This window comes from Sphingobium sp. FW306-1B-F04DB (genome assembly GCF_058781925.1).
Genome location: NZ_JBYSXE010000053.1, coordinates 17,680 through 29,309 on the forward strand (window position 1 = coordinate 17,680; position 11,630 = coordinate 29,309).

General features: G+C 66.0%; 9 protein-coding genes and 1 pseudogene. 4 read left to right on the plus strand and 6 right to left on the minus strand.

Annotated features, from left to right (window positions below):
• The first annotated feature begins 10 nt into the window (after positions 1 to 10).
• On the plus strand, positions 11 to 3,451 hold the full coding sequence (gene smc / locus AC3WJD_RS18375) for a chromosome segregation protein SMC (protein WP_492748184.1): 3,441 nt from the start codon (positions 11 to 13) through the stop codon (positions 3,449 to 3,451).
• A gap of 106 nt (positions 3,452 to 3,557) precedes the next feature.
• Here the strand turns inward: smc and AC3WJD_RS18380 are convergent, their stop codons facing one another.
• A complete protein-coding gene (locus tag AC3WJD_RS18380) occupies positions 3,558 to 4,007 on the minus strand; it encodes a hypothetical protein (protein WP_492748185.1) in 450 nt (149 codons plus the stop codon).
• A 72-nt stretch (positions 4,008 to 4,079) separates the two neighbouring features.
• Between AC3WJD_RS18380 and AC3WJD_RS18385 the strand changes: the two genes are divergently transcribed.
• Entirely contained in the window at positions 4,080 to 4,880 is an 801-nt protein-coding gene (locus AC3WJD_RS18385; protein ID WP_492748186.1) for a LytTR family DNA-binding domain-containing protein, read from the plus strand.
• A gap of 122 nt (positions 4,881 to 5,002) precedes the next feature.
• Here the strand turns inward: AC3WJD_RS18385 and AC3WJD_RS18390 are convergent, their stop codons facing one another.
• Both AC3WJD_RS18390 and AC3WJD_RS18395 read right to left on the minus strand, forming a co-directional pair.
• On the minus strand, positions 5,003 to 6,319 hold the full coding sequence (locus AC3WJD_RS18390; protein WP_492748187.1) for an NAD(P)/FAD-dependent oxidoreductase: 1,317 nt from the start codon (positions 6,317 to 6,319) through the stop codon (positions 5,003 to 5,005).
• A 27-nt stretch (positions 6,320 to 6,346) separates the two neighbouring features.
• Positions 6,347 to 7,309 (minus strand): GlxA family transcriptional regulator, encoded by a 963-nt coding sequence (locus AC3WJD_RS18395; RefSeq protein WP_492748188.1) that lies wholly within the window; start codon positions 7,307 to 7,309, stop codon positions 6,347 to 6,349.
• 81 nt (positions 7,310 to 7,390) lie between these two features.
• Between AC3WJD_RS18395 and AC3WJD_RS18400 the strand changes: the two genes are divergently transcribed.
• Complete coding sequence (locus tag AC3WJD_RS18400) at positions 7,391 to 8,074, plus strand: DJ-1/PfpI family protein (RefSeq protein ID WP_492748189.1); 684 nt, start codon at positions 7,391 to 7,393, stop codon at positions 8,072 to 8,074.
• On the opposite strand, the pseudogene AC3WJD_RS18405 reads toward AC3WJD_RS18400, so the two are convergent.
• The 3 genes and pseudogenes from AC3WJD_RS18405 to AC3WJD_RS18415 form a co-directional block, all read right to left on the minus strand.
• Positions 8,057 to 8,725 (minus strand): annotated as a pseudogene (locus AC3WJD_RS18405) (UdgX family uracil-DNA binding protein); the annotation flags it as partial. The gene AC3WJD_RS18400 and the pseudogene AC3WJD_RS18405 overlap by 18 nt on opposite strands.
• Positions 8,726 to 8,741: 16 nt before the next feature.
• Positions 8,742 to 9,107 (minus strand): hypothetical protein, encoded by a 366-nt coding sequence (locus AC3WJD_RS18410; RefSeq protein ID WP_492748191.1) that lies wholly within the window; start codon positions 9,105 to 9,107, stop codon positions 8,742 to 8,744.
• Positions 9,108 to 9,246: 139 nt separating this feature from the next.
• Positions 9,247 to 9,456 carry a dodecin gene (locus AC3WJD_RS18415; RefSeq protein WP_492748192.1) on the minus strand — a complete coding sequence of 70 codons (210 nt, stop codon included), beginning with the start codon at positions 9,454 to 9,456 and terminating at the stop codon, positions 9,247 to 9,249.
• Positions 9,457 to 9,568: 112 nt separating this feature from the next.
• On the opposite strand from AC3WJD_RS18415, the gene AC3WJD_RS18420 reads away from it, so the two are divergent.
• Positions 9,569 to 11,317 carry a DUF885 domain-containing protein gene (locus AC3WJD_RS18420; protein ID WP_492748193.1) on the plus strand — a complete coding sequence of 583 codons (1,749 nt, stop codon included), beginning with the start codon at positions 9,569 to 9,571 and terminating at the stop codon, positions 11,315 to 11,317.
• Positions 11,318 to 11,630: the final 313 nt, after the last annotated feature.

Below are 11,630 nucleotides of genomic sequence, written 5' to 3' on the forward strand. Positions count from 1 at the left end.
GGGCGCATCCATGAAGATCAGGCGCCTCAAGCTTTCGGGGTTCAAGAGCTTTGTAGACCCCGCCGAGCTTCGGATCGAAACGGGGCTGACGGGTATCGTCGGCCCCAATGGCTGCGGCAAGTCCAACCTGCTCGAAGCCATTCGCTGGGTGATGGGGGAAAGCTCGGCGCGCTCGATGCGCGGCGCCGGCATGGAAGACGTGATCTTCGCAGGCACCACCAGCCGCCCCGCGCGCAGCTTCGCCGAGGTCTCCATCCTGACCGAGACCGAGGTTGGTGCGGTGCTCGGGCCGATCGGTGCCGCCAATGACGGCGATGTCGAGGTCGTCCGCCGCATCGAGCGCGGCGCGGGTTCCGCCTATCGGGTCAACGGTCGCGACGTGCGCGCCAAGGACGTCGCGCTGCTCTTCGCCGATGCCGCGACGGGTGCGCATTCGCCCGCGCTGGTCAGCCAGGGCAAGATCAGCGCGGTCATCGCCGCCAAACCGACCGAGCGCCGCCAGATGCTCGAGGAGGCCGCGGGTATCGCGGGGCTTCACGTCCGCCGCAAGGATGCCGAGCAGAAGCTGCGCGCGACCGAGGCCAACCTCACCCGCCTCGACGAACTGCTCGCCGACATGGAGGTGCGCGCGCAGAATCTGCGCCGACAGGCCAAGCAGGCTGAGCGCTACCGCAAACTCTCCGCCGAGATAAAGATCGCCGAGGGGCGGCTGATATATGCGCGCTGGCGCGATGCGGCCGCTGCCGCCGATGCCGCAAAGAAAGAAGCGGAAGCCGCCGAGGCGCTCGTCGCGCGCGCCGCCGAGGCGCAACGGGCCGCCGCCGCATGGCAGGCCGATACGACCAAAGCGCTCGCCGATCGCCGCGCCGCCGCCCAGATCGCGCGCGAAAAAGCGAGCGAGGCGGGGCACCAGTTGACCGCGCTGCGCACCGAGCGCGCCGCGCTCGACCGTCGTATCGCCGAGCTCGCGGCGCAGCAGGCGCGCATGGCGGAAGACCGCGACCGCGAAGGCGCGCTGGCAAAGGACGCCGCCGAGGCGCTGGCGCGGCTGGGTGAGGAAGCCAGGACGCTCGATCGGCGCGTGGCCGACGCTGAAAAGGGTCGCCCGGCGCTCGAACGATCGGTGATCGAAGCCGAGGTCGCGGCGCGCGATACCGAGGTCGAACTCGCCCGTGCACTCGCGGCGCAGGCGAGCGAACAGGCCGAAGCACGCGTCTCGCAGGCCGCGCTCGCCACCGCCAGCACGCGTCTCGACCGCGCCGAACGCGAATGCCAGCGGCTTGCCGGCGAAAGCGCTGCGCTGGGAGACGATGCACCACTCGTCACTGCACGCGAAGCCGCGATCACGGGCCGGCAATCGGCCGAGAAGGAAGCCGCCGAAGCAGGCGCGACGATCGAGCGCGCCGAAGCCGAGCGCGTCGCCGCCGCCGAACGCCGCGATACAGCGCAGAGTACGGTCGCCGCCGCACAGGCGGCACTGTCGGCGCTCGAAGGCGAAGCGAAGGCACTGCGTCGTGCCGTCGAACAGCAGGGCACCGGCAACCGCCTGCTTGACCGGATCAAGGCTGCGCCCGGCTATGAACGCGCGCTTGCCGCCGCGCTCGGCGATGATCTCGACGCCGCACTGGGCGAGGATGGCCCCCGCTACTGGGCGGGCGCCGAAAGCGCCAAGAACGATCCTCCGCTGCCCGATGGCGTCGAACGCCTCGCCGATCATGTCGACGCGCCCGCTCAGATCGCGCGCAGGCTGGCGCAGATCGGGGTCGTCAATTCCGATGACGGGATCGCGCTGGCGGTCGGCCAGCGGCTGGTTACCCGCGAAGGCGTGCTCCGCCGCTGGGACGGCTATGTCGCACGCGAAGGCGGCGCCGCGGCGGCCGAGCGGCTCATCCGACTCAATCGCCTGACCGAAATCGAGACGCAGCTTCCCGATGCCGCGGCTGCCGTCGCACGTGCCGCCAGCGATGCCGAAGCCGCCAGGGCGGGAATGGAGACCGCACGTGCCGCCGCAGACACCGCGCGTGCCTCGCTGGCGCGCGCCGAACAGGCATCGCGCACCGCCGCGCGCGAAGAGGATCAGGCCAACGGCCAGATCGAGCGGCTCGCCGCCCGCCGCGCAGAGATGGCCGAGCGCATCGCGCGCGCCGACGCCGAACGCGGCGAGGCTGCCTCCGAGCGGCAATCCGCAGAGGCCTCGGTCTCGGCGCTGCCCGACGGCAGCGCGACCGCTGCGCTCGTCGCGTCGCTCCAGTCAGGCAACGAGACCGCGCGCGCCAAGGTCGCGCAGCTCAAGGCCGAGAATGCGACGCTCGACCGCAGCATTGCCGCCGATCGTGAACGCCATGCGGCGTCGCTCGCCGAAGCCAAGGGCTGGCGCGCCCGCGCGGGTGAGGCCGCCAAGCGCGTCGAGGATCTGGCGAAGCGCGCCGAGGCCGCCGAAAAGGAGACGCAAACGCTGGCCGATGCGCCCGCCGCGCTCGACCGCAGGATCGGCGCGCTCGAGGTCGAGAGCGAAAGGCTTTCGACCGAAGCGCTCGCGCTTGCCACCGCCGAGCGCGAGGCGGAAGGCGAGCTGCGCAAGACCGAGAGCGCTGCCGCACAGGCGGGCGAGGTGCTCGCCGAGGCACGCGAGCAGCGCGCGGGCGCGGTAGCGCGCGCGGAGAACCAGGAAGCGCGGCGCATCGAGATGGGCCGCATCTCGGGCGAACGCTTCGAATGCCCTCCGCCCGTGCTGCCGCAGAAGGTGGGCTTCGAAAGCGCCGATGTCGGCGCGTCGGATGATGAATCCGCGCGGCTCGAAAAGCTGACCATCGACCGCGAGCGCATCGGTCCCGTCAACCTCGTCGCCGAACAGGAGCTGGCCGAGATCGAGGCCGAGTGCCAGACCTCCGCCGCGGAGCGCGAGGAGCTGGGTCAGGCGATCAACCGGCTGCGCGGGTCGATCGGCAATCTCAACCGCGAAGGCCGCCAGCGACTGCTCGCTGCGTTCGAGGCGGTCAACGGCCATTTCCAGCGGCTGTTCACGACATTGTTCAACGGCGGACAGGCGCATCTCGAACTCGTCGATTCGGACGATCCGCTCGAGGCGGGGCTCGAGATCATGGCGCAACCTCCCGGCAAGAAACTGACCACGCTGACCTTGCTTTCGGGCGGCGAGCAGGCGCTGACCGCGGTCGCGCTGATCTTCGGGCTGTTCCTGACCAACCCCGCGCCGATCTGCGTGCTCGATGAGGTCGACGCGCCATTGGACGACGCCAATATCGAGCGTTTCTGCGACCTGCTCGACGCGATGACGCGCGAAACCGAGACGCGCTACCTGATCGTCACGCACAATGCGGTGACAATGAGCCGCATGCACCGGCTGTTCGGCGTGACGATGATCGAACAGGGCGTCAGCCGGCTCGTCTCGGTCGACCTTGGCGGCGCGGAGCAGTTGCTGGCGGCGGAGTAGGGCGAGAAGCAGCCTGGGCCGGGCGCCACAGCCTAGGCCATAGTTTTACAAAGACGGACCGACGGCATTCGACCCAATTGCGGACCTTCTCTCGCCAGCTACCCACTTACCCCGCTCGGCTGCTCTGTGCGCCACTTCTCCGGTCCGGCCTTTTTTGCACTATCATCTCGAACTTCTGACCGCCATGGTAGCTGACGATGCCGCACATCCGCTTCCCATCGGATGTGAGAAAACCGTCGAAGCGAACATCCCCCTCACCTGATGCGACAATCATCGCCACGGTCTGGCCGTCGAACTTCAGGCTGCGAACCACCACCACGCCGGCCGATAACGCGAGCGATCCTCCCAGCTCTGTACCTGACATTCCAACGGAGAGAAGACCGAAGCTGGGAACACCTCCCACATCCATAAGCACGTCCCACAAACCCGAGAGTTCAGGCGGCTGACTTGGCTTTGTGGTCGACTCGCCGCACTCAAAACGCATGTTTACGGCCTCGCTTGCTGCCGCCGGAACAGCTGCAGATGCCAATGCTACGCCAGCGATAATCCGATTCATTGCTTTCTCCATGTCAACATTTCGTGCTGGCCGGTTGGCGGGTCGTGATGCCTGTCGACAATGGGGAAAATCGTGAATAGCTTCCGCAATTTCGTGACCGGTAGACCGATGCAGTTGGCGATGCGTGAATGGCGGATAATGGGGAAGTGGCGGGGGCCGCTAAGTGCCGTCGCTTTTGGCGCGCTGCTTGGAGTGACGGGTCCATTCGGATCGCAAACCGCTCTCGGCCCAGCCGTGCGATATCCTTTCTGGATGGTCATCGCACTCGTCGGCTTTGGAGCCGCTGCTGCCGCGGGGCGAGTCCTTCCGTCCACTTCGCCGGGCAGGAGAACGGCAACACGGATCGTCGCAGTAGCAGCCGCATCCGCGGTGCCCATGACGTTCTTTGTGGCGTGGGCCATGGGGGTGGTCAAACCAGGCAGAACGTTCAGTCCCGTACAACTGCTCGGGTTGTTCCCGTACGTGGCGCTGGTCCAGCTGCTGATTGCCCGCGTCCTATCTCCGGACGACCAGATGACTGTGGCCGCACCCGTGGAACAGCCAGCCGCCGCTCCCGAATACCCGCCCGAGTTCGTGTCAAAGCTTCCGGCTGCTTTGCGCCGGGACATACTCGCACTTGAAGCTGAGGATCATTACGTGCGAGTGCACACTCTCCACGGCTCGGCACTGATCCTGATGCGGCTGGCGGACGCGGCGGCGCTCATCGATCCCCGGCTGGGCCTTCGCGTGCACCGTAGCTGGTGGGTGGCCAAAAACGGCGTTCGCGCGGTGGAAAGAACGCCCGGACGAGCAATTGCTCGGCTGGTTGATGACACAGCAGTTCCGATCAGCAGGACATATTTGTCGGCCGCGCGGACAGTTTTGACAGATTAGCTCTATCGAACCGACGTGTTTTACCGGGCCGAACCGTCAGGTTGTGGGTTGCCCATCATTCATTCGAACTGGCGTCCGCTTTCCACGCCATAACGGACGTTCACAATTTACGGATTCTCAGCCTAATGCAGCTTCAGGCGCGGGCGGATGATCGCGTTGACCTGTCCGACCGCGATCAGCGCGGCGCCCTTGAACCAGCCGTGGATCGCGATCAGGTGCATCCGGTAGAGCGAGGTATAGACGAAACGCGCCAGCCGCCCCTCGATCGCCATCCGCCCCCCGATCAGGTTGCCCATCAGGCTGCCCACGGTCGAAAAGCGGCTGAGCGATACGAGCGAGCCGTGGTCGTGATAGCGGAACGCCACGGGTTCCCGTCCATCCATCAGCGCAACCAGATTGTGATAGGCGGTCGCGGCCATCTGGTGCGCCGATTGCGCACGTGGCGGCACCGGACGTTCGGCTCCCGGCAGCAGGCAGGAGCAGCAATCCCCGATCGCGAAGATGCGCTCATCCCGCGTGGTCTGCAGCGTCGGGCGCACGATGAACTGGCCGATGCGGTTGAGTTCGAGTCCGCCGCTGCCGCCCGCAACGGGCGCGCCGCGAACACCCGCCGCCCAGAGCTTCAGATCCGCGACGATCCTCTCGCCCGATTGCGTTACGATCGCGTCGGCGGTTGCCTCGACGACTGGGGTTCCCGCCAGCACGCGGACGCCCAGCGCCTCCAGCTCGGCCTGCGCTGCCTCGGCGAGTTTTTCAGGCAGCGCGGGAAGGATGCGCGGCCCCGCCTCGATCAGCGTCACCTCGAGCCGCTGCTCGTCGAAGACCTCGAGCCCGTAATGGCGCAGCGCACCCGCCGCATTGTAGAGCTCCGCGGCGAGCTCGACCCCCGTTGCACCGCCGCCGACGATCGCGATGCGGACATGCGCATCGCTCGCGGGATCGGCGACCATCGCGTGCGACACGCGAAGACAGTGATTGAGCAGCCTGTTCCGGAAGCGGTCGGCCTGGGCACGGCTGTCGAGGAAGATGCAATGCTCGCGCACCCCCGGCGTACCGAAATCGTTGCTGACCGAGCCCATTGCGAGCACGAGATAGTCGAAGCGGATCCGGTGGCGCGCGATGAGCTCGCTGCCATCCTCATCGACCAGCGGCGCAATGATCACCTCGCGCGCCTCGGGATCGATCGCCTCCAGAGTGCCGGGGAAGAAGCGATAGCCCCAGCGATGGCAGTGGCTGCGATAGCCGACCTCGTCCAGATTGGCGTCGAGCGAGCCCGCCGCCACCTCGTGCAGCAGCGGTTTCCAGATATGCGTGTGGTTGCGGTCGACGAGGATGATGTCGTGGTGCTTGCGCCCGTAACGTGCGCCGAGCCGCCTTGCGAGTTCGAGTCCCCCGGCGCCCCCGCCGACGATCACGATCTGCGTCTTCCTTGCCGTCACGGTGCCCCCCGGGAATGAAAATCTCGGTCAAGCGGCCGCGTGAACCGCCCTGTATGCGTTGGCGGTCATACCAAAACGCCGACGAAATGCCGCTGACAATCGTGCCACGTCAGGAAACCCGGTTTCCGCGGCCACCGATTTGAGCGCTCGCCCTTCGGAGATCAGCGTCCGCGCGCGATCGAGGCGGAGGCGGGTGACGAAGGCGGCGGGCGGCTGTCCCGTCGCTTCCGCGAAATTGCGATGGAAGCTGCGCAGCGTCTCGCCCGCGCGTTCGGCCAGCGCCTCGACGCCGAGCGGCTTGTCGAGATTCAATGCCACCCAGCCGATCAGGTCGCGATAGCGGCCTTGCCGGCCCGCCTGCGCCGCGATCAGCGGGCTGAATTGCGATTGCGTGCCGGGCCGGCGGACGCTCAGCACCAGCCGCTGCGCGATGTGGCGCGCCGCCTCGGCGCCATGGTCGCGCTCCACCATCGCGAGCATCATGTCGATCCCCGTGGTCACGCCCGCCGAGGTCCATAACGGCCCGTCCTCGACAAAGATCGCCTCGGCATCCAGATCGAGCGCCGGATAGCTGCGGCGCAGATAGCGCGTCGCCTGCCAATGGCTCGCAAATCGCCTTCCCCCGATCAGTCCCCAGCCAGCGAGTATTACACTGCCCGTACAGATCGATCCGTAGCGCCGCGCGCTGCCCGCGGCTTCGTGCGCCCATCGACTCGCGCGATCGTCCGCCACCATGCCCGCCAGTCCTTCCCTGTCGCCGCCGGGAATGAAGAAAGCGTCGACCCCGCCAGGATCGATGGCGTGCAGCGCGCGACATGCGATCTCGACGCCGCAATTGCTCCGCACCGTCCCGCCCTCTCGCGCAGCCACGACAAGCTCATAGGCGGTGCGGCCCAGCAGGTCGTTGGCCGCGCCCAATACCGAACAGGGGCCGGTCACGTCGAGAATCTGGATGCCGGGAAAGGCGAGAAAGACAAGTGAAGCGGGCATGGCACAAAAATGCATCAACATGTCATTTCTGCCAATAGCCGATTTCGCTAACCTGTGCCGATCACCAAAGGAGGTCAGCCGATGCACGTCGTTTTCCTTGTCTATCCCAACGTCACCCAACTCGATTTCACGGGGCCGGCCCAAGTCCTGTCGCGGCTTCCCGACGCACGCGTCGACTATGTGTGGAAGACGCGCGATCCGGTCGCGACCGATGCGGGCTTCTCGATCGTGCCGACCGCGACGCTCGCCGAAATCGGCCATGCCGACATTCTCTGCGTTCCCGGCGGGATCGGCTGCACCGACATCATGGAGGATGATGAAGTCATCGCCTGGCTCGCCGAGACGGGTGCGGCTTCGCAATGGGTGACGAGCGTGTGCACGGGTTCGCTGATCCTCGGGGCAGCGGGGCTGCTGACGGGCTATCGCGCGACATGTCATTGGGCATGGCACGGCTATCTCGAGTTGTTCGGTGCCGTGCCGGTGCGCGAGCGCGTCGTCTTCGACCGCAGCCGCGTCACCGGCGGCGGGGTGACCGCGGGCATCGATTTCGGCTTCGCGCTGATGGCCGCGATCGCGGGCGACGAGCATGCCCGGATGGTCCAGCTTGGACTCGAATATGACCCCAGCCCCCCCTTCGAGAGCGGCACACCCGAAAAGGCAGCACCCGAGACCGTCGCGCGGCTTGCCGCGTTCACCGACGCGCATGCGGGCGATCGCGACGCGCGAATCCGCGCGGTGGCGGCACGACTAAAGGAGCCGGTCTGAACCGTGCTCCCGGGCGGCGGCAGTGTCCGCCCCCGCCCGCCTCAGATCCTCGACGAAGCGGTCATACTCCTCCGCGGCACGCACCCGGTCTTCGATCCGCAGCAGATAGCTCGGATGAACCGTCACCCAGGCCGCCCTGCCGTCGGGCAGTTCCAGCAGGCGCCCGCGCTCGCGGCCGATCGTCATCACACGCCCGAAGAGCGAGCGCGCCGCGGTCGCGCCGAGTGCGACGGTCATCGCGGGGCGAACGATCTCGCGCTCCCGATCGAGCCACCAGCGGCACGCGGTGATCTCGCCGCCATCCGGCTTGACGTGCAGCCGCCGCTTGCCACGCGGCTCGAACTTGAAATGCTTGACCGCGTTGGAGAGGTAGGTTCGCGCGCGATCGATCCCCGCATCGGCGAGCGCCTGATCGAGCACCTTGCCCGCGGGCCCCACAAAGACACGCCCCTGCAGGTCTTCCTGATCGCCGGGGCACTCGCCTACCAGCATCAGCCGCGCATCGACGGGCCCCTCGCCGAAGACCATCTGCGTCGCGTGACGATAGAGATCGCAGCGCGTGCACGACTGTGCTTCTTCGCGAACGCTGGCCAGTACGCTGGAGCTGCTCTTTTCGGACATGGTCGGCTCGCCTCCGTCTCGAGAACGAGCATGGCGCGACGCAGGTTCAACCGATAACGTAGTGGAACAACGTATAGGCGCCGAGGAACAGCGCGCTCCAGACGAAGGGCAAGGTCATCGCCGCGCCCCACAGCCGGGCGCGTTCAATGCGGAAGCGCGCGGCCAGTTCCACCTCGGTCAGGCCGCGAAGCGCGTCGCCATGCCAGCGCGCCTCGATGCGCGCCACCGCCGGGATCACCAGCCCGACAAGGATCGCGATGCCGAGATAGCTGACGAGCGATGAACCGGCATAGCCCGCGAGCGCGGTGAAACAGGCGATGTGCAGCAGCGTGAACAGCAGCAGCGCGCCCGCCGCGTTATTCGAAATTCTCTTCTTCCAAGTGCCGTGCTCCGGCATTGGCACCGATGCCATGTCGCTCTGCTCTCCCTTGATCGATGCCGCGGCAAATGGCGCGTCACCTCACAAGACAAGGTTAACGCGATACGACCGGATGACGCAAGCCCGCGATGGTCCGATTTCTGCGAGCGGAGGGGCGTCGCGCCGGCCGGGTTCAGCCCTCGAGCGTGAAGCCGATCTTGAGTGTCACCTGGTAATGGCCGACCTTGCCGTCGATTATGTGGCCGCGCGTGCTGACCACCTCGAACCAGTCGAGATGCTTGATGGTCTGCGCGGTGCGCGCGATCGCGCCCTGGATCGCGTCCTCGATGCTCGTTGCGGATGATCCGACAACCTCGGTGACCTTGTAGACCCTGTCGCTCATTCCGGCCTCCATTTCGATGCATGTCGGCAACGATCGGTGCCGCATATCGTTGCACTGGAAAGCGTCGCCGTCCGCGGCTAGCGTCCGCCCACATCACAAGGGGTTGGACTTGATGCGCAAACTGCTTCTCACCGTGCTGCTCGCCACCGCAACGCCCGTCGCGGCCGCACCCGCCGACGATTTCAAGGCGTTGACCGACGAATATTGGGCCTGGGTGCTGAAGCAGAACCCGGTGTTTGCGACCACGCTGGGGGTGCGCGATTACGACACGCAGATCCAGGACATCAGCCTCGCCGCCGCCGATCGCCGCGCGGCCGATGCGGCCGCATTCCTCAAGCGGCTCGACGCGATCCCGACCGCGGAACTTTCGGCGGCCGACCAGACCAACAAGGCGATCCTGCGGCGCACGCTTTCCGAAGCGATCGAGGCCAATAGCTTTGGCCAGCGCATGATGCTCTTCACCACCTATGACGGCTGGCACCAGAGCTTCGCGGGCATGGCGGACAACCTGCCAATGCGGACAAAGGCGGATCACGAAAGCTATCTGACGCGTATCGCGCAATATCCGAAGCTCAACGACGAGGCGCTGAAGATCACGCAGGCTGCGGTCGACAAGGGCTATGTGCTGCCGTGCATCGCGATCCAGGGGTCGGAAAAGGGCATTATCGGCGTGGTCGCCGAAGACCCCACCAAATCGCGCTTCTACGCGCCCTTCCTCAAGGCCAGGCCGCTTGATGTCAGCGATGCCGAATGGAGCGCGATGCAGGCGCGCGCGAGGCAGATCATCACCGATGTGCTCAACCCCGCTTATCGCAAGCACCATGCCTTCTACACGGGCACCTATCTCAAGAAATGCGCCAGGTCGGCAAGCGTGTCGGCACAGCCCGAGGGCGCGAAATATTACGCCTTCCGCATCTGGCAGGAAACCACGACCGACCTGAGTGCCGACCAGATTCACCAGATCGGGCTCGATGAGGTCAAGCGCATCCGCACCGAGATGGAGGCCGTCGCGAAAAAGGCGGGTTTCGCCAGCCGCGAGGCCTTCATCCACGAGCTTCGCACCAACCCCAAATATTATGCGAAGACTCCCGAAGAGCTGATGGAAAAGGTCGCGCGCGTCAACAAGGCGATCGACGGCAAGATGCCGACGCTGTTCGGCCGCCTCCCCCGCCTGTCTTATGGCATCCGCGAAATTCCCGCCGAGATCGCCGAAGGAACGACGACCGCCTATTACAATCCGGGATCACCCGCATCGGGCATAGCGGGCACCTATTACGTCAACACGTCAAAGCTCGACCAGCGCCCCTTCTGGGAGATTCCCGCCCTGAGCGTGCATGAGGCGGTGCCCGGACATCACCATCAGATCGCGCTCCAGCAGGAACTCGACATCCCCGACTGGCGGCGCCACGCGACCTTCTTCACCGCCTATACCGAAGGCTGGGGGCTGTATTCGGAACGGCTCGGCATCGAGATGGGGCTGTATGACACCACCGAAAAGGACATGGGGCGGCTGAGCTACGAAATGTGGCGCGCGTGCCGCCTCGTCGTCGACACGGGCATCCATGCCAAGGGCTGGACCAAGGAACAGGCAGTCGCGTTCATGACCGACAACAGCGCGCTGTCGGCGGCCAATATCAACGCCGAGGTCAATCGTTACATCACCTGGCCCGGCCAGGCGCTGGGCTACAAGATCGGCGAACTCAAGATTCGCGAGTTGCGTGTGAGGGCGGAGAAGGAACTCGGCGCCAAATTCGACCTGCGGCATTTCCACGACGCTGTGCTGGGTCAGGGCGCGGTACCGCTCGACGTGCTCGAGACGCAGATCGACGCATGGATCGCGCAGGAGAAGGCGGCGGGGTGAATGCCCCCGGCTTCGTCTGGCTTCGCAAACTTCGCGCAAAATGCCATGTTGGTTCGCCCCCTCGCCCCGCAGGTGAACAGCCGGACCTCTGTGAGAAACGTGGCATGAACATTGTTAGGACAGGCCGCCCCGCCCGCGATTGTGGACGGAACCCTACGACGTTGGTGCTCGCAATGGGGAAGACGAGGGCCTTGGCGGCTTGGCTCAAGGCATTGGTACAATGGCGGCTTTCGCCCGGTGGATTCAACTGGTCATCGCAACACCTTCTAATTTTGAAGGATGAGGAGGTGTGTGATGGTGACATCGCGGGTTC

What these genes read in the sequence shown, in the direction of transcription:
- smc (WP_492748184.1), top strand. Translation starts at nt 11, where the DNA reads ATGAAGATCAGGCGCCTCAAGCTTTCGGGGTTCAAGAGCTTTGTAGAC.
- AC3WJD_RS18380 (WP_492748185.1), bottom strand. Translation starts at nt 4,007, where the DNA reads ATGAATCGGATTATCGCTGGCGTAGCATTGGCATCTGCAGCTGTTCCG.
- AC3WJD_RS18395 (WP_492748188.1), bottom strand. Translation starts at nt 7,309, where the DNA reads ATGCCCGCTTCACTTGTCTTTCTCGCCTTTCCCGGCATCCAGATTCTC.
- AC3WJD_RS18400 (WP_492748189.1), top strand. Translation starts at nt 7,391, where the DNA reads ATGCACGTCGTTTTCCTTGTCTATCCCAACGTCACCCAACTCGATTTC.
- AC3WJD_RS18410 (WP_492748191.1), bottom strand. Translation starts at nt 9,107, where the DNA reads ATGGCATCGGTGCCAATGCCGGAGCACGGCACTTGGAAGAAGAGAATT.
- AC3WJD_RS18415 (WP_492748192.1), bottom strand. Translation starts at nt 9,456, where the DNA reads ATGAGCGACAGGGTCTACAAGGTCACCGAGGTTGTCGGATCATCCGCA.
- AC3WJD_RS18420 (WP_492748193.1), top strand. Translation starts at nt 9,569, where the DNA reads ATGCGCAAACTGCTTCTCACCGTGCTGCTCGCCACCGCAACGCCCGTC.